The organism is Salinibacillus aidingensis (assembly GCF_039522525.1).
Taxonomy (GTDB): domain Bacteria; phylum Bacillota; class Bacilli; order Bacillales; family Alkalibacillaceae; genus Salinibacillus; species Salinibacillus aidingensis.
In genome coordinates, this window is record NZ_BAAADO010000006.1 from 35,127 (window position 1) to 53,843 (window position 18,717).

General features: G+C 43.9%; 14 protein-coding genes and 1 pseudogene. All 15 read left to right on the top strand.

What is annotated here, in order from left to right; translation table 11 throughout:
- Nucleotides 1–12: 12 nt before the first annotated feature.
- Nucleotides 13–1,674 carry an alpha,alpha-phosphotrehalase gene (gene treC, locus ABD006_RS13935; RefSeq protein WP_343842285.1) on the top strand — a complete coding sequence of 554 codons (1,662 nt, stop codon included), beginning with the start codon at nucleotides 13–15 and terminating at the stop codon, nucleotides 1,672–1,674.
- Between the two features lie 10 nt (nucleotides 1,675–1,684).
- A pseudogene (gene treR / locus ABD006_RS13940) lies at nucleotides 1,685–2,393 on the top strand (trehalose operon repressor).
- Nucleotides 2,394–2,476: 83 nt separating this feature from the next.
- Entirely contained in the window at nucleotides 2,477–4,156 is a 1,680-nt protein-coding gene (locus tag ABD006_RS13945) for a glycoside hydrolase family 13 protein (protein WP_343842288.1), read from the top strand.
- 107 nt (nucleotides 4,157–4,263) lie between these two features.
- Nucleotides 4,264–6,276: a LuxR C-terminal-related transcriptional regulator gene (locus ABD006_RS13950; RefSeq protein WP_343842290.1), complete on the top strand. Its 2,013-nt coding sequence runs from the start codon at nucleotides 4,264–4,266 to the stop codon at nucleotides 6,274–6,276.
- A 455-nt stretch (nucleotides 6,277–6,731) separates the two neighbouring features.
- On the top strand, nucleotides 6,732–8,711 hold the full coding sequence (gene uvrB, locus ABD006_RS13955; protein WP_343842293.1) for an excinuclease ABC subunit UvrB: 1,980 nt from the start codon (nucleotides 6,732–6,734) through the stop codon (nucleotides 8,709–8,711).
- Nucleotides 8,712–8,718: 7 nt separating this feature from the next.
- The gene (gene uvrA, locus ABD006_RS13960; RefSeq protein WP_343842295.1) at nucleotides 8,719–11,589 is read left to right on the top strand and encodes an excinuclease ABC subunit UvrA; all 2,871 of its coding nucleotides are present in this window, start codon (nucleotides 8,719–8,721) and stop codon (nucleotides 11,587–11,589) included.
- A gap of 39 nt (nucleotides 11,590–11,628) precedes the next feature.
- The gene (locus ABD006_RS13965; RefSeq protein ID WP_343842297.1) at nucleotides 11,629–11,982 is read left to right on the top strand and encodes a YojF family protein; all 354 of its coding nucleotides are present in this window, start codon (nucleotides 11,629–11,631) and stop codon (nucleotides 11,980–11,982) included.
- Between the two features lie 23 nt (nucleotides 11,983–12,005).
- Complete coding sequence (bshB2, locus tag ABD006_RS13970; RefSeq protein WP_343842300.1) at nucleotides 12,006–12,674, top strand: bacillithiol biosynthesis deacetylase BshB2; 669 nt, start codon at nucleotides 12,006–12,008, stop codon at nucleotides 12,672–12,674.
- 179 nt (nucleotides 12,675–12,853) lie between these two features.
- Nucleotides 12,854–13,960 (top strand): DUF4097 family beta strand repeat-containing protein, encoded by a 1,107-nt coding sequence (locus tag ABD006_RS13975; RefSeq protein WP_343842303.1) that lies wholly within the window; start codon nucleotides 12,854–12,856, stop codon nucleotides 13,958–13,960.
- Between the two features lie 26 nt (nucleotides 13,961–13,986).
- Entirely contained in the window at nucleotides 13,987–14,346 is a 360-nt protein-coding gene (locus tag ABD006_RS13980) for a phage holin family protein (RefSeq protein ID WP_343842306.1), read from the top strand.
- A 148-nt stretch (nucleotides 14,347–14,494) separates the two neighbouring features.
- Entirely contained in the window at nucleotides 14,495–15,433 is a 939-nt protein-coding gene (hprK, locus tag ABD006_RS13985) for an HPr(Ser) kinase/phosphatase (RefSeq protein WP_343842308.1), read from the top strand.
- Between the two features lie 12 nt (nucleotides 15,434–15,445).
- Nucleotides 15,446–16,285 (top strand): prolipoprotein diacylglyceryl transferase, encoded by an 840-nt coding sequence (gene lgt / locus ABD006_RS13990; protein WP_343842311.1) that lies wholly within the window; start codon nucleotides 15,446–15,448, stop codon nucleotides 16,283–16,285.
- Nucleotides 16,286–16,296: 11 nt separating this feature from the next.
- Complete coding sequence (locus tag ABD006_RS13995; RefSeq protein ID WP_343842312.1) at nucleotides 16,297–17,256, top strand: nucleoside recognition domain-containing protein; 960 nt, start codon at nucleotides 16,297–16,299, stop codon at nucleotides 17,254–17,256.
- A complete protein-coding gene (gene ppaX, locus ABD006_RS14000) occupies nucleotides 17,231–17,869 on the top strand; it encodes a pyrophosphatase PpaX (RefSeq protein ID WP_343842315.1) in 639 nt (212 codons plus the stop codon). Before ABD006_RS13995 ends, ppaX begins: the two co-directional genes overlap by 26 nt.
- Nucleotides 17,870–17,873: 4 nt before the next feature.
- Entirely contained in the window at nucleotides 17,874–18,410 is a 537-nt protein-coding gene (locus ABD006_RS14005; protein WP_343842318.1) for an acyltransferase, read from the top strand.
- Nucleotides 18,411–18,717: the final 307 nt, after the last annotated feature.

Here is an 18,717-nt window from a genome sequence, read left to right on the forward strand (position 1 = left end):
GGAGTGAGTCACGTGTCAGAAGCATGGTGGAAAAAAGCAGTCGTATACCAGATTTACCCAAAAAGCTTCCGGGATACGACAGGAAATGGAATGGGAGACATTCAGGGGATTATTCAGAAATTAGACTATCTTCATAAGCTTGGTGTCGACGTTATCTGGCTGACACCGGTTTATAAGTCTCCGCAGAAAGATAATGGCTATGATATTAGCAACTATTATTCCATTGAGCCCCAGTACGGGACGATGGAGGATTTTGAAGAGCTGCTGACGGAAACCCATAAGCGGGGTATGAAGCTGATCATGGATCTCGTCATCAATCATACGTCAACTGAACACGAGTGGTTTAAACAGGCGGCTTCGTCAAAAGACAACGAGTACAGGGACTTTTACATCTGGAAGGATCCTGTTGATGGAGACATGCCGAACAACTGGCAATCCAAGTTCGGCGGACCAGCCTGGGAGTTTGATGAAAAGAGTGGTCAATATTACCTTCATTTGTTTGATGTAACACAGGCGGATATTAACTGGGAAAACCCCGTTGTTCGGGAAAAGCTTTATGACATGATCAAATTCTGGGCGGAAAAAGGCATCGATGGCTTCCGTCTGGATGTCATCAATCTGATTTCCAAGAATCAGGATTTCCCAAGTGATGATACAGGGGATGGCCGGAAGTTTTACACGGACGGACCCCGTATTCACGAATATTTACATGAGATGAATCAAAAAGCCTTTTCTCCTTACAACATGATGACCGTTGGGGAAATGTCCTCAACCAAGCTGGAAAACTGTGTGCTGTATACCAATCCGGAGCGGGAAGAGCTTGATATGACTTTCCAATTCCATCATTTAAAGGTGGATTATCCGAATGGGGAAAAATGGACGAAGGCACCTTTTGATTTTCTGGAGCTGAAAAAAATTCTTTCCTATTGGCAGAAAGGCATGCATGAAGGCGGGGGCTGGAATGCACTCTTCTGGTGTAACCACGACCAGCCTCGTGTCGTCTCCCGTTTTGGTGATGTGGAGAACTATCATGAGAAATCGGCGAAAATGCTGGGAACCACCATTCATATGATGCAGGGAACCCCTTATATTTATCAGGGAGAAGAGTTTGGCATGACCAATCCCGGGTTTACATCGATCGATCAGTACCGGGATGTGGAGTCTTTAAATGCCTATAAACTTCTGCAGCAGGAAGGAAAATCTGACGAAGAAATTATCGGGATTCTTCAGCAGAAGTCCCGGGATAATTCCCGTACACCGATGCAGTGGAACAGTAGCGAAAATGCAGGATTCACCGAGGGGACACCTTGGATTGGTGTGGCTGATAACTATCAGGAAATCAATGCAGAGAACGCTGTGCAGAATCCAAATTCAATTTTTTATCACTATCAGCAGCTGATTCAATTGCGCAAAAAGTATGATATTATTACGTATGGAGATTATCAGTTACTGTTGGAAGATGATTCACAAATCTTTGCATATACACGTAATTGGGAGAATGAGCAGCTGATTGTTGTAAGCAACTTCTACGGGCAGGAAGCAAATGTAAAGCTTCCGGTAAACGCTGAAGGAAGTATCGAGATTCTCATTTCCAATTATGACGATTCGTCCACAGCATTGGATTCTTTGCAGCTAAGACCTTATGAATCGGTCGTGTATCATGTGAAATCATGAGGGATGGGGAATGAAGAAGAAATATCTTGCTATTTATGAAGATTTAATCCAAAAAATCAGGGAGCATACTTTAGCCGCTTCTACATTGCTTCCTTCTGTGAATGAACTGGCTGGTGAATATGCGACCTCCAGAGAAACGATTCGGAAGGCGCTGGATTTACTTTCACAGGAGGGTTACATTCAAAAGATTCACGGGAAAGGGTCGGTTGTGCTTGATTTAAGTAATTTTTCCTTTCCTGTTTCCGGAATTGTCAGCTATAAAGGACTGGCTGATCGCCTAAAGCTTGACAGTAAGACACATGTAAAGGGAATGAATGTACTGGAAGCGGGTTCTGATGTTCATAAGATTCTTAAAGCGACGGATAAAAGTCAAATTTGGAAGGTTGACCGTGTAAGAGAAATTTCCGGGAAAAAATCATTCTGGACAAAGACTATTTTCTGTCTGAGTTTGTCCCCTTCTGCCCCGGGAGATTTGTGAGAGCTCGATTTACGATTATGCCGAACGGGAATTAGGCTTAACGATCAGCTTTGCGGAAAAGGAAATTACCGTGGAAGAACCAACTGAAGAGGATGCAGAGCTTCTTGATTTAGAAGGGTATTCCAGTATCGTCGTCATTAAGAGTCTTGTTTATTTAGAGGATACAAGTCTTTTTCAATATACAGAATCACGGCATCGTCCGGATAAGTTTCGCTTTGTGGACTTTGCCAGACGAGTGTAAACATGAAAGCTGTCTCCTGCAGGCAGCTTTTTACTATAAGACAGGTAAACAACAAGAACTGTTACATAGGAGGATAAATAAAAATGGAAAAAACCTGGTGGAAGGAAAGTGTCGTTTATCAGATTTATCCCCGAAGCTTTAATGACAGCAATGGGGATGGAATTGGAGATATTCAGGGAATCATCGAAAAACTGGATTATTTAAAGGAACTGGGCATCGACGTCATTTGGCTGTCTCCTGTTTATAAATCCCCAAATGATGACAATGGTTACGACATCTCGGATTACTATGACATTATGGATGATTTTGGAACGATGGAGGACTGGGAGCGTTTGCTGGATGAGATCCACGCCCGGGGGATGAAACTCATTATGGATTTGGTTGTGAATCATTCCTCCGATGAACATGAGTGGTTCCAGCAGGCGAAAAAATCGAAGGACAATCCATACAGAGACTATTACATCTGGCGTAAAGGGAAAGACGGCAGGGAGCCGAACAACTGGAAGTCGACCTTCAGCGGCTCAGCCTGGGAATATAACGAAGCGACGGGCGATTATTACTTACATATTTTCAGTAAAAAACAGCCTGACTTAAACTGGGAAAATCCGGAGCTTCGACAGGACGTTTATAAGATGATGAAATGGTGGCTCGATAAAGGGGTTGACGGGTTCCGCATGGACGTCATTAACTTTATCTCCAAAGTTCCTGGTCTGCCGGACGCTCCCAACCCAAATGGAGAACCTTATGTATCCGGCAGCCGCTACTTTAAAAATGGGCCTCGCATTCATGAGTTTCTGCAGGAAATGAATGAGGAAGTGCTGGCCCATTATGATGTGATGACTGTTGGGGAAATGCCGGGGGTTGACGTTGAAGAAGCAAAAAAATATACCCATTTTGAGCGTAATGAGCTCCAAATGGTTTTTCAGTTTGAGCATATGGATTTAGATTCCGGACCGGACGGCAAGTGGGATTTAAAGCCACTGGATTTAAGGGACTTAAAAGCGAGCATTTCCAGATGGCAGAATGGCTTAAATGGAGCCGGATGGAACAGTCTTTACTTAAATAATCATGATCAGCCCCGTGTCGTTTCACGGTTTGGCAATGATCAGGAATATCGTGTGGAGTCAGCCAAAATGCTCGCCACCTTCCTCCATATGCTGCAGGGAACCCCTTATATTTATCAAGGGGAAGAAATCGGAATGACCAATGTTCATTTTGAAGATATTGAAGATTATCAGGATATCGAAATTCGGAATATGTACAAGGAAAAAGTGGTGGAGGGAAATGCAGACCACGACCAGGTGATGGAATCGATTTATACCAAGGGCCGGGATAATGCCCGTACGCCTTTTCAATGGAACGACCTGGAGCATGCCGGCTTTACAACGGGAGAACCGTGGATCAAAGTAAATCCAAACTACAAACACATTAACGCAGAGAAAGCGACCGCTGATCCAGATTCCATTTTTCATTATTATCGTCAATTAATTCAGCTTCGGAAACAGCAACCCATCATTGTTTATGGGGATTACGAGTTAATTCTTCCGGTGCACGAGCAGATTTACGCCTATATTCGCCATTACGAAGGAGAAAAATTGCTGGTTATTACAAATTTCGGTGAAGAACCGGTGGATTTCTCTCTTCCTGAGGAGATTGAATTTGAACCGGAAGAACGATTAATTGGCAATTATGCTGATGATCAAAGTCATCCAGGTTCTTTTACATTAAAGCCATATGAGGCAAGAGTATATAAAGGAAAATAGTGCCGAATCGACAAAACACCACCATATTCTTGGTGGTGTTCGTTATATCTCATATGGTATACTGTTTTCGAAATATTTTAAATATTTTAAGGTGGTCGTTTCGTCATATGGCCTTTAAAAACTCGAACCAGCAAAATCGAATTCCCTCCTTTCATCCATCCGATTACGATTTTTTTATTGGACGGGAAGAGGAACTGAATGAATTGGAAGAATTATTGACTTTACCTGAAACATCGCCGTATAAAATGATTTATATCCATGGGATTGCCGGAATTGGAAAAACCCTCCTGGTCAGGATGCTTCAGTATCGACTGTCCCTTGAAGAGCTTCCGTTTTTTACGCTGGATTGCAGAGGGTTAAAGGCTATTCCTGACTTATTTACCCAATCACTGGAGGATATCCTGAACAATCATTCTCAGAGCTTTCCAGGCTTTACACAACGGCAGAATAAGCCTTTTCTTTTATTTATTGATCATTATGATGAAGAAAATCTGATTGCAGAATGGATTCAGGAGCATGTCATCACGGAAATTCCGGACGATGTAAAAATTATCCTGGCCGGACGGAATTCACTCCGTGGTGAATGGCTGGCATCACCAGCCTGGCAGCAGTCCATTCAGACGATAGAATTAAAAAAATTATCCTTTCAAGAAGTGAAGGAATATGTGAAACGTCGAGGCTTTCATCAAACCTCGACGATTTATAAATTATGGCATTTTACAAAAGGGCACCCGCTTGCTCTGTCCTTATTCACAGCGGCTTTGGTAAGAGATAAAAGTGCTGAGCTGAATTTCCGTGAACAGTTTGAGGTCATCGAATATCTGGTTCAGGCATTTTTGAAAGAAGTTGAACGGGACCCGGAGTTCCGCTATTTACTGGAGATTTCCACCATCCTGCACAGCTTTAATGAGGAAGGTCTGTCTTATATTAATAATAAGGAAGTGTCGAGTTTACAATTTGATCGTCTGGTTACATTGTCCTTTGTCAGGCAGGGCAAAAATGGCTGGTTTCTGGACCCTTTCATTCGGCAGGTGATGAATGAATATTTTAAACACCGCCACCCCCAACGGTTTGAAGAAATATCCAAGCGGGCTGCCGCTTATTATCGGCAGAAAATCTTTTCCAGCTCGGGCCGGAAAAATCTCGAATACTATATTTCGGAATTTATTTATCATTTAGGGGATGATTTAATAGGTACGTCTTTGTTTGATTTGGCTGAAGGCTCGAATTATCGTCTGGAAACCGGAAGCCGGCATAATTTTCTCGAGATTGCAGAGTATTTTGAGGGGCGTCAGGGGCATGCGCCCAACTATGAAGTGGATTACTATCATCCAGGTACGGATCAGAATCATCAATTTCGGGTGTCGAGTGAACACAATCAGCGTGAAAATGAATTAATTGACGTTCAGACGTTGAAGCAGCTCGGCTATGATGTTTTTAAAATGCTTAAGGACGAAAAAGGAAAAACGGTTGGCATATCGATAGTCATCCCCATCCACCGTAAAACGATCCCTACTTTAAAGAATATGCCGGTTACGAGAAGCTATTTTAATAGACTTTCAGTAGGAGAGCTGAGTGAATTAAAGGTGGCTGAGGATGAGGTGGCCGGCTGGTTTATCCGGATGATTGATGTTCATAACCCTGAAGACCCGGTGAAACGATCCTATTTGCTGTACAGACTTATGCCTCTGCTATTATCCGGGGGACGCATCATCGCATCCACACCGTTAAAAATGTATCAGGAAATGCTGCAGCGGCTGGGCTTTCAGCAGGTAAAAGGTGCTACCCACTTTGATTACGGTCCTAATGTCCCATCTCCTACGTTTATACTGGATGTCCGAGGGCCCCGGCTTGTCTCCTATTTAGATGAACTGGCTTCAAGCCTTGCACGGCAGACCAACCTGAATCTGCCGAAAAAAAGTCTTCCCTTTTCACCAAGAGAATTCGAGGTTGCTGAATTAATTGTAGAGGGGCTGACAAACGGAGAGATTGCGAATCGATTATCCGTAAGTCAGATAACAGTAAAAAAGCATGTCAGTCAGCTACTGAAAAAAATGGAGGTGAAAAACCGGGCCCAGCTCATTCGCCGCCTGCTGGATTATGTGAAGGAATCGGATTAATAGATGATGATCATTGGATAGGAGTGAAAACCCCGGCGTGGTGGCCGGGGTTTTTGCTGATTCTGGAGTTGGAGACAGGTGCAATGGTGAGGGCCATCTGTGCAATATTTTATAGGGGAAATGGCCTTCATAAAGGGAATGAAGGCCATTTAAATATAAGAATCCCTGGCTGGTTGCCTTCAACCAGGGGATGAAGGTAACTTTGGTGAACAACCTGCAGGCTATAGTCCTTCATTGCCTTTCCACTTCCTTTGCAATACGCTGCAAAAAAACATATCCTATTAATAGAACAGAAAAGAAGTGTAAAAAAATAGAATGTTTGTTCGTTTTTTGTTATACTTTAGGAAGACTTGATGAGCCAACGAAAAAAATATGTGAAACGTCGATTTCGGAACAAAGTACTGGGAAACAGGCTTTGATTATACATTGGTTGTCGGAGAATGGAGGTTCGGTGATTGGATACGCAATTTCAGTTGGAGTCAAAATACAGTCCACAGGGAGATCAGCCTACTGCTATTAAAGAGCTGGTGGGTGGAATTCAGAAAGGCACGAAGCATCAGACACTGCTTGGTGCTACGGGGACAGGGAAGACGTTTACAGTTTCGAACGTGATTAAGGAAGTGAATAAGCCTACCCTTGTAATTGCCCATAATAAAACATTGGCAGGCCAGCTCTACAGTGAGTTTAAGGAGTATTTCCCCAACAACGCTGTGGAATATTTTGTGAGCTATTATGATTATTATCAGCCTGAGGCCTATGTGCCGCAGACAGATACCTTCATTGAAAAAGATGCAAGCATTAATGATGAGATTGATAAATTGCGGCACTCGGCGACATCTGCTTTATTTGAACGCCGGGATGTCATTATTGTGTCGAGTGTTTCCTGTATTTATGGCTTAGGTTCCCCGGAGGAATATGGGGAAATGGTAGTTTCCTTACGTATAGGTATGGAAAAGGATCGGGATGCATTGCTTCGTGATCTGGTTGATATTCAGTATGCCCGTAATGATATTGATTTCCAGCGGGGGACCTTCCGTGTGCGTGGAGACTCCGTCGAAATTATTCCGGCCTCCCGTGAAGAGCATTGCCTGAGGGTGGAATTTTTCGGTGATGAAATTGATCGGATTCGGGAAGTGGATGCTTTAACCGGTGAAATTATTGGGGACCGTGAGCATGTGGCGATTTTCCCGGCTTCCCACTTCGTCACCCGGGAAGAGAAAATGAAGCGTGCGATTACGAATATTGAGAAGGAGCTGGAGGAGCGCTTATCCGAGCTTAGAGCCAATAACAAGCTTCTGGAAGCTCAGCGGTTAGAGCAGCGGACCAACTATGATCTGGAAATGATGAGGGAAATGGGCTTCTGTTCCGGAATCGAGAACTATTCCCGGCATTTGACCTTCCGTGAACCGGGAGCAACACCTTATACATTGCTTGATTACTTTCCGGATGACTTTCTTCTGGTTGTGGATGAGTCACACGTAACCCTTCCTCAGGTACGGGGAATGTACAATGGGGACAGAGCCCGGAAGCAGACGCTGGTTGATCACGGTTTCCGTCTGCCATCCGCTTTGGACAACCGTCCGTTAAAATTTGAGGAATTTGAAAAGCATATTAACCAATCGATTTTTGTATCCGCAACACCAGGTCCGTATGAGCTTGAGCATACACCGAAAATGACCGAGCAGATTATCCGGCCAACCGGCTTGCTGGATCCGGAAATTGACGTCCGTCCAATCAAAGGACAGATTGATGACTTAATCGGTGAAGTGAAGGAGCGTTCGGAGCGGAATGAACGTGTACTTGTCACAACTTTAACGATTAAAATGGCTGAGGATCTGACCGACTACTTAAAGGATGTTGGATTTAAAGTTGCCTATCTCCATTCTGAGATTAAAACCCTTGAACGAATTGAAGTGATCCGGGATTTACGCCTCGGAAAATATGACGTATTAGTCGGAATTAACCTGCTCAGGGAAGGGCTGGACATTCCTGAGGTGTCCCTGGTAGCAATTCTTGATGCGGATAAGGAAGGATTCCTGAGGTCACAGCGCTCCCTGATTCAGACAACAGGTCGTGCTGCCCGGAATGCTCAGGGTAAAGTCATTATGTATGCCGATAAAATTACGGATTCCATGCAGATTGCTATCGATGAAACCTATCGACGCAGGGAAAAGCAGATTGCCTATAATGAAGAGCATGGAATTGTGCCACAGACGATTCAAAAGGATATTCATGATGTGATCAAGGCAACAACAGCTGCAGAAGAAGAGGAAAAAGAGGATAAGGTTCAGTCGCTGACAAACCTATCAAAGGAAGAAAAGCAGAAGACCATCGAACAGATGGAAAAGGAAATGAAGCAGGCAGCGAAAGATCTCGATTTCGAACGGGCAGCAGAATTAAGAGATATTATCTTGGAGTTAAAGGCGGAAGGATGAGTGTAACATGGCAATGAAGTCAATAAAGGTACAAGGGGCAAGAGCCCATAATTTAAAGGATATAGATGTAGATATACCTAAGAATAAGCTTGTTGTGATGACCGGTCTTTCCGGATCGGGAAAATCCTCTCTGGCCTTTGATACGATTTATGCAGAAGGGCAGAGAAGATATGTAGAGTCTTTATCAGCCTATGCGAGACAATTTTTAGGACAGATGGATAAGCCTGATGTGGATGCCATTGAAGGTCTTTCACCAGCCATATCCATTGATCAGAAAACAACCAGCCGAAATCCCCGCTCAACCGTAGGAACCGTAACTGAAATTTATGATTATTTGCGTTTGCTTTATGCCCGAGTAGGACAACCGTATTGTCCGAAGCACGGGATTGAGATTACCTCACAGACCGTAGAGCAAATGGTGGACCGGATTATGGAATATCCCGAGCGGACAAAGATGCAGATTTTAGCACCGGTGGTTTCCGGCCGAAAAGGGGAACATGAACAGGTCATTGAGAACTTACAAAAGGAAGGCTTCGTGCGGATTCGTGTAGATGGGGAAATGTACGAGGTCACAGATGAACTGAACCTTGATAAAAATAAAAAACATTCCATTGAGGTGGTGATTGACCGCGTCATTGTAAAGGAAGGGGCCGAATCCCGCTTGAGTGACTCGGTAGAAACCGCTCTGAAACATGGGGACGGAAAGGTTATCATTGATATCATTGGTGATGAGGAACTGCTGTTCAGTGAGAAGCATGCCTGTCCTATTTGCGGTTTTTCCATTGATGAGCTGGAGCCTAGGATGTTTTCCTTTAACAGTCCGTTTGGTGCCTGCCCTACCTGTGATGGACTGGGGACGAATCTGGAGGTGGACGTTGATCTGGTCATTCCGGACAGGAACCTGTCTCTAAATGAACACGCCATTGCCCCATGGGAGCCAACAAGGTATCAATATTACCCGCAGCTCCTGAAGAGTGTATGTGAGCATTATGATATTCCGATGGATGTGCCTGTGAAGGATATTCCGGAAGATCAAATGAATAAGATTTTATATGGAAGCGGAAAAGAACGTATTCATTTCCACTATACGAATGACCGTGGCCACGTCCGGGATAATCACGTTTATTTTGAAGGTGTCATACGGAATGTGGAAAGACGCTACAGAGAGTCCACTTCGGATTGGGTCAGGGAACAAATGGAAAAATATATGGTTCATAAAGCCTGTCCAACCTGTCAGGGATATCGTCTCAGCGAAGAGGCTTTATCCGTTAAAATCGATGGAAAACATATCAGCTTTGTGACGGATTATTCGATTGCAGAAGCCCGTGAGTTTTTCCAGACCCTCCATTTATCTGAAAAAGAAGAGCAGATTGCCCGCATGATTTTAAAGGAAATTTCCGATCGTCTCACCTTTTTACAAAATGTCGGTCTGGAGTATCTGACCTTATCCCGTTCAGCAGGCACACTCTCAGGAGGGGAAGCTCAGCGGATCCGGCTTGCGACTCAAATCGGTTCGGCTTTAACCGGAGTGCTGTATGTACTGGATGAGCCATCAATAGGCTTGCATCAGCGGGACAACAACCGGTTGATTTCCACACTGCAGCAGATGCGTGATTTGGATAATACGTTAATTGTCGTCGAGCATGATGAGGACACGATGCTGGCTGCTGATTATATAGTGGACATTGGACCTGGAGCAGGCTCTCATGGCGGGGAGCTTGTCGCCAGCGGTACGCCAAAGCAGGTCATGAAAAGACGGGGTTCATTAACCGGGCAGTATTTATCCGGCAAAAAATTCATCCCGCTTCCGAATGAACGGCGAACTCCGGATGGCCGCTTTATTGAAATTAAAGGTGCGGAGGAAAACAATTTAAAAAATGTGGACGTTCAAATTCCGCTTGGGATTTTGAATGTCGTGACCGGTGTTTCCGGATCAGGGAAAAGCTCGCTGATCAATGAAATTTTATATAAATCCCTGTCTCAGCAGCTGTATAAAAGTAAAGTGAAGCCAGGTCAATTTGAAGAAATCAACGGTCTGGAGCACCTGGATAAAGTCATTGATATTGACCAGTCTCCAATTGGACGTACGCCCCGATCTAATCCGGCTACGTATACAGGCGTCTTCGATGATATTCGCGATGTCTTTTCCCAGACGAATGAGGCTAAGATTCGCGGGTATAAGAAAGGACGTTTCAGCTTTAATGTCAAAGGCGGCCGCTGTGAAGCCTGTCATGGAGACGGAATCATAAAAATAGAAATGCACTTTTTACCAGATGTGTATGTTCCGTGTGAGGTTTGTCATGGCAAGCGCTACAATCGTGAAACCCTTGAGGTCAAATATAAAGGAAAAACGATTGCTGATGTTTTAGAGATGCGTGTAGAGGAAGCGCTCGACTTTTTCGAAAACATTCCGAAAATCAAGCGGAAGATTCAGACGATTGCCGATGTCGGACTGGGATATATCAAGCTTGGACAGCCGGCAACCACATTATCCGGCGGGGAGGCTCAGCGTATGAAGCTGGCCAGTGAGCTTCACCGTCGTTCCAATGGGAAAACCCTCTACATTCTGGATGAGCCTACAACCGGATTACATGTTCATGATATTAAACGCTTGCTGACGGTTCTTCAGCGTCTGGTGGCGAATGGAGATACCGTGTTAATCATTGAGCATAATCTGGATGTCATTAAGACTGCAGATTATTTAATCGATTTAGGTCCTGAAGGTGGAGAAGGTGGAGGTAGCATTGTCGCTGCCGGAACACCAGAGGAGGTAGCTGACCAGGAGGACGTTTCTTATACCGGAAAATACTTAAAGCCCATATTGGAGCGTGATCGCAAACGTATGGAGGATATGGTGAAGGAAAAGGCCACTTCATAGAGGAGCATGTGATTATAGGTGAAGAGAGGAGATTTTTTGATGAAAGCAATTGAAATGGATGAAGTCCAGAAAGCACTGGAACAGTATGCTGAACAGGATGTATATATCCATGTGGAAACCACCAATGGGGCGTACGCAAAGCATTTTGACCGTAACGCCCATAACGTTGGTGCTTATGTCCGTAATACACAGGTTCAATATACACAGGCCAAAATTGTGGATGCAGAGGATGCATTTCGTGTCGGCCTGAAGCTGGAAAAAGGCTGGATTTACGCAGAAGGTCTTACCGATTGGGAATGGAATGAAAATGGAGAATTGCTGCTGGCAGGCCATGACGCAGAGGGACGGTTAATGGTAGCCCTTCAGATTAGCAAAAATCCATTTCGGTATTAATGAAAAGAGAGGGGAATTTAGTCGTGCATAAACATGTGGTTGTCATTTATCCGCATCCAGATGATGAGTCATTTGGAAGTTCAGGAACTATGACACAATTTCGGAAAGAAGGGGTTCCGGTCACTTATCTGTGTGGAACGCTTGGAGAAATGGGCAGAAATATGGGGAATCCCTTTTTTGCCAACCGGGAAACCCTTCCAGATATTCGAAAAAAAGAGCTGCTTGATGCCTGTGAAATTCTGGATGTTGATGTAAAAATGCTGGGGTATCGTGACAAAACGATTGAATTTGAATCAAGGGATGAGATGGCCGAGCATCTGAAGAGTTATTTGGATGAACTAAAGCCTACCCTTGTGATTACCCATTATCCTGGGGAAGCGGTCCATCCTGATCATGATGCCATGGGTGCCGCAGCAATTGAAGCTGTAAAGCGGATCAATCCTGAGGAGCGTCCGGAAGTCTGGGCTCAGGCGATTACCAACAGACGCTATGAAAAGCTAGGCCGTCCGCAAATTGTAAACAATGTCGCGGACGAATTCGATATAAAACTCTCGGCCATTCAGGCGCACCGCTCCCAGTTTGAAGGCATGTTCCAGAAAATAAAGCAGAGCCCTGACTTTAAAGGGCAATATGAGGACGTATTAGAACGATTTAAGCAAGAGGAATTTTATAAATGGACATTTAATAACTAATCAGCGTATGCGTACGCTGATTTTTTATTGCTGTAGGAAATTATAAAATTACGGATTTATGGATAAAAAATCAGGAGTGGCCACGTCCGGCTCCCATTCAGATGATTCAAATAACTCTTGTGTTTCCACTGACACTTTAGTACTTTAAGAGAAGAAGCGATTCAGGAAGGAGAATCATGATGGAACAGGAGCGAAAACGGATTTTAAAGCTGATTGAAGAAGGGAAACTGTCCGCAGATGAAGCAAATGAGCTTCTGCAGGCACTTGATGATGCTGAACAGGCAAAGGAAAAGGAAGAAAGCAGTAAACCGCAGTTTCCTTCAACTGTTGTTCATGAGGATCAGGAAAATCAGCACCGGGAGAGGAATGAAACATCCAGACAGGCCTCGACGAAAGAGAAGATATTTGACTTTATTGATGCCACCGTTGAAAAAATAAAAAAAGCAGATATTGATTTTAACTTTGGGCCTCATAAGCAGGTTTCGCACATTTTTCAGTACCAGGATACCTCTGTTTCATCATTTGAAATAGATGTTGAAAACGGAGGCATAGAGGTTAAGTCGTGGGATGAGAAGGATATTCGACTGGAATGTAAGGCCAAAGTGTACAAAGCAAACGATGAAAAACAGGCGAAGGAAATGCTGCTGAAGGAAATGTCAGTGGATATCGATACCGGGCAACTGAAGGTTAACCTTGATGCAAAAAGAATAAAAGCAGATTTTCGAATATGGATTCCGGAGCATATGTATGAAGCATCTTCCATAAAAGTCTTTAATGGTTCCGTTAACGTGCAGGATATGAAGGTTCCGAACCTGAAAGTGAAAACCTCAAACGGAAAAATTGAATTAAGTAATATGACAGGTGAAAAGTGGGAGGTGGAATCGGTCAACAGCAACATCCGCCTTGACAATGTAAAAGGGAACCAATGTGAAATTGAAACCTTAAACGGATCGATCTTTGTAGATGGCGAGTGGGAGGAAGTTGAGTCCCAGGTGATTAATGGCAGTATTAAAGGCTATTTACGAGGAGAGAAAGCGAAAAGTGGATACTTTAAGTCGACCACAGGCTCCATATCCTTGTTTGTCCCTTCCGATCAATCCGTGGATGGAGAGCTTTCATCCAGTGTCGGAAACGTTCAATGCTATTTACCCGGCCACACTATGCTCAAAAGTGAAAAGGAAGTGCTGAAGAAATCCATGCATTTCCAGACCAATGGACATGAGCCTGTACTGTATTTAGAAGCCGAATCCAAAACGGGTACAGTGAAGGTAAGTCCACTTGACTAAGTAAAAGCTTGGAAGGAGGAAAACCTATGATTAAAAACTGGGCGTTATCCATTGTGTTAAACGCCGTGGCCATACTGGCGGCTGCGCAATTATTTGATGGCATGATTGTAACGGATTTTGTAACGGCTATTCTTGCAAGCCTGATTCTGTCTCTGCTAAACGTCATTGTTAAACCTGTTTTAGTTTTCTTCACTCTGCCAATCACAATTTTTTCCCTGGGGCTTTTCCTGTTTGTGATTAATGCCATCACACTGATGATCACCCAGGCGATTATCGGGGATGCCTTTATCATCGAAGGTTTTGGAACCGCAATCCTGGCTGCAATTGTATTATCTGTGCTGAATGTATTGCTGCAAAAGCTGGTCGTAGATGCGTTTAAAAAATAAGCCTGCTCCTCCTCATAAGGGAATAGAATCACCAGCTGGTTAAACTTCCTGATCTTTTTGTGAAACCAAAAGCTTTAGTGTAAAATAAACGATAAATCGTGCTAAAATAAGGAGCAGCAATGGAACGCATGTAGGAGGAAAAATACATATGGCTAAAGTACGCACGAAAGATATTATAGAACGGTTTAATCTTGAACTGGTTGCAGGTAAAAATGGCATTCACCGGGAGATTGTAAAAAGTGATATTTCAAGGCCCGGACTGGAAATGGCAGGCTATTTTAAGCATTATGCCGCTGAACGTATTCAGTTATTAGGAAAAACCGAAATTTCTTTTTTCAGTGAATTATCTGATGATATGAGGCAGGATCGGGTGATGAGGCTTTGTACAGACGTAACTCCCGGGATTATCATTTCACGGGCAATGGACGTGCCACAGGAGCTGATTGAAGCGGGACAAAATGCAGGAGTTCCTATTATGAGATCCCCGCTTAAAACGACCAGTGTGATTAGTCGAATGACGAATTACCTGGAATCAAAATTTGCCCCTTTCACCGCTATTCATGGGGTGCTTGTGGATATTTACGGGGTTGGTGTTCTCATCACCGGTCAAAGCGGGGTGGGGAAAAGCGAAACGGCATTAGAGTTAGTTAAAAGAGGGCATCGCCTGGTTGCGGATGATAGTGTGGAGATACGCCAGGAGGATCTTGATACTCTTATCGGAAATTCCCCGCCACTTATTGAACATTTACTGGAAATTCGCGGTCTGGGGATTATCGATGTGATGACGCTGTTTGGTGCCGGTGCAGTGCGCAGCCATAAGAGAATAACTCTCGTGATCAACCTCGAATTGTGGGATAAAGATAAACAGTATGATAGACTTGGTTTGGATGAAGAAACGATGAAAATTATGGATGTTGAACTGCCACAGGCAACGATTCCTGTCCGGCCTGGACGGAACTTAGCTGTTATTATTGAGGTAGCAGCGATGAACTTCCGCCTGAAACGAATGGGGATTAATGCTGCCAGAGATTTTACTCAACGTCTTACGCAGATGATTGATTCTGATGATGATAAATACGAAAAATAAGGAGAGGAAATCATGTTTTTCAACATACAACCCTATGACCGAGTCTTTATTGAACTAGGACCTGTCCCTATTTACTGGTATGGCGTGATCATCGCTACCGGTGCTGCACTTGGTTTGTGGCTGGCAACCCGGGAGGCAAAACGACTGGGTCTTAAGGAAGACATTTTTGTTGATTTACTTATATTTGCGATTCCTGCAGCGATCCTGTTTGCGAGAATCTATTACGTCATCTTTGAATGGGATCGCTATGCCGGCGCGCCATGGTGGAAAGTTTTTGCTGTCTGGGAAGGTGGTATTGCCATTCATGGAGCCCTGATTGGTTCTGTTTTAACCGCCTGGCTATTTGCCAAAGTGAAAGGAATATCCTTTTGGATGCTGGCAGATATCGCCGCACCAAGTCTTTTGTTAGGTCAGGCGATTGGCCGCTGGGGTAATTTTATGAACCAGGAGGCTCACGGAGGTCCTGTGACTGAAGACGCCTATAACAATTTCATTCAGTACATTCCCGATTTTATTACCAATCAAATGATTATTGAGGGTGTCATGTATCAGCCTACTTTTTTATATGAATCTGTCTGGAACATCTTAGGACTCATTCTGCTGCTTTATTTACGTAAGGTTAATCCAAGACGCGGAGAACTATTTTTCAGCTATCTAATCTGGTATTCCTTTGGGCGATTCTTTATCGAGGGATTACGAACAGATAGTTTATATCTAATGGGAACAGATATTCGTGTAGCTCGGCTCATCTCGGTATTACTGATTGCCGCCAGTGTGGCGCTAATGTACTTTCGTCGTAAAAAAGGCTATGCAAATGTACATTACAATGGGCAATTACCATCTAAAAAATAGGAGGTTATGTTGTGTCAGGAATTTTACAGCGTGGACTTAAAAGTGGACTTTCGTTAACGTGGATGCTCGGAAAAATTATATTTCCTGTCACGTTAATCATTACCATTATTGGCCATACGCCTTTTTTTCCAATCATTATCGACTGGCTGGAACCTCTGATGAAGCTGCTGGGACTTCCTGGCGAAGCTGCAGTTCCACTGGTACTGGGGAATTTTTCTAACCTTTACGCCGGTATTGGTGCGATTATCACCTTTGATTTTACGGTAAAAGAAGTATTTATAATGGCCATTATGCTATCATTTTCTCATAACTTATTGATTGAATCGTCCATAGCTTCCAAAGTTGGCGTAAGTTGGTGGCTGATTTCAGGCATTCGAATCGGACTTGCGGTCATCTCGGCGGTCATCATCAACCTGTTCTGGAGCGGCGGACAGGAAATGGCTCAGTATGGGCTTATTTCATCCGGTCCTGAACCGGAAACCTGGGGTGGAATTCTCTATTTAGGTCTGGAAACCGCCGTTATTGCGATTCTTCAATTAGCAGCTATTGTCATTCCATTAATGGTGGTTATGCAGTGGTTAAAGGAAAAAGGCTACTTCACCGTTATGTCCAACTGGCTGGCTCCTTTCACGAAAATATTAGGAGTTGAGCGCAATGCATCGATGACCCTTGTTACAGGTCTGACGATTGGTTTAGCCTATGGTGCCGGCCTTATGTTTCAGGCTGTTCAGGAAGAGGGAATTTCGAAAAAGGATATGACTCTGGTTTTAATATTCCTTGTATCCTGTCACGCAGTTGTAGAGGATACACTTGTCTTTGCACCACTTGGGATTCCACTTTGGCCATTACTGCTCATCAGGCTGATAACGGCTATCATTCTTACCGCAACAATTGGCTTAATCTGGAATCGCATGGAACTTCATAAGAGAAAGGATACGACAGCACATGAGCATACGTACACTTCTGTTTGATCTGGATGGCACCTTAATTGATACAAATGAACTGATTATCTCTTCTTTTCTGCATACACTTGAGCAGTATGTTCCTGGTAAGTATAAGAGAGAGGACGTATACGATTTTATCGGCCCTTCCTTATGGGATAGCTTTGGTCAGGTTATGCCGGACAAAGTGGATGAAATGGTAGAGACCTATCGAAAACATAATTTGGAGCATCATGATTCCTTTGTGGTTGCCTATGATGGCGTGCCTGAAACGATTCAGAAACTGAAAGAGGATGGCTATAAGCTCGGAATTGTCACAACAAAAGTTGGGGATACCGCCAAAAGAGGACTAAAGGTTACAGAACTGGCCGCTTACTTTGATGTTCTGATCGGACTGGATGATGTCCGGCACGAAAAACCTCATCCCGAACCGATTTATCAGGCTTTATCAGCTTTGGATGCAAAAGCTGACGAAGCCATTATGGTGGGAGATAATACCCATGATATCCTTGCCGGACAAAATGCGGGTGTGAAGACTGCCGGTGTTGCGTGGACGATTAAGGGAAGAGAAACCTTAGAGTCCCTGAATCCGGATTATATGCTTGATAATATGCAGGATTTGCTAACGATTGCAGGGAAGTGATGATGTGAGAAGAACAGACCGATACCGTGTCGAGGGAGCGAATTCCTTGTGGCATGTTTATAAGACTGTACCGTTCTGGAAGGTCGTCAAAAATTTCATTGTCATTCAACTGGCACGGTATACGCCTTTTTTATCCATGAAAAATTGGATGTATCGAAAGTTTCTGAGGATGAATGTGGGGAAACAGACCTCCTTTGCCTTAATGGTCATGCTTGATGTGATGTTTCCCGAAAAAATTTCCGTGGGCCGAAACACGGTCATTGGCTACAACACAACGATTCTAGCCCACGAATATTTAATAAAGGAATATCGTCTCGGTAAAGTGGAAATTGGAGATGAAGTGATGATCGGAGCCAATTCCACCATACTTCCCGGAGTCAAAATCGGTGATCATGCCATTGTTTCCGCAGGTACCGTTGTCCACAAGGATGTACCTGCCGGGAGCTTTGTAGGCGGTAATCCGATGCAGCTGATTTATACAAAAGAGGAAATGGATGAACGGAGAAAACAGGATACCTATTTTTCTCATAAAGAGGTTTAAAACGCTGGTTTTATGAACGGAATGGTTCATAGGGCCTGCGTTTTTTATTTCGAGGATCGTTTATGGGATTCCAGGGAGGCCATAACATTCAGGTTTGATACGTCTTGAGTATATAGCATGACTTATAGTTCAATTCGACCTGCAACCAGTCGTTCATAAAGTGAAACTTCCATCAGTGGGGGTTTTCTCCATCCCCCACGGATGGTTAGTTGAACTTATCAGGTTTTTACTGGCCGTTTATCCCCCACTTAGTCTTATTGGGTTACCCTCAAAACTTGAAGTGAGGGTATTACGGCCAGTTAATACG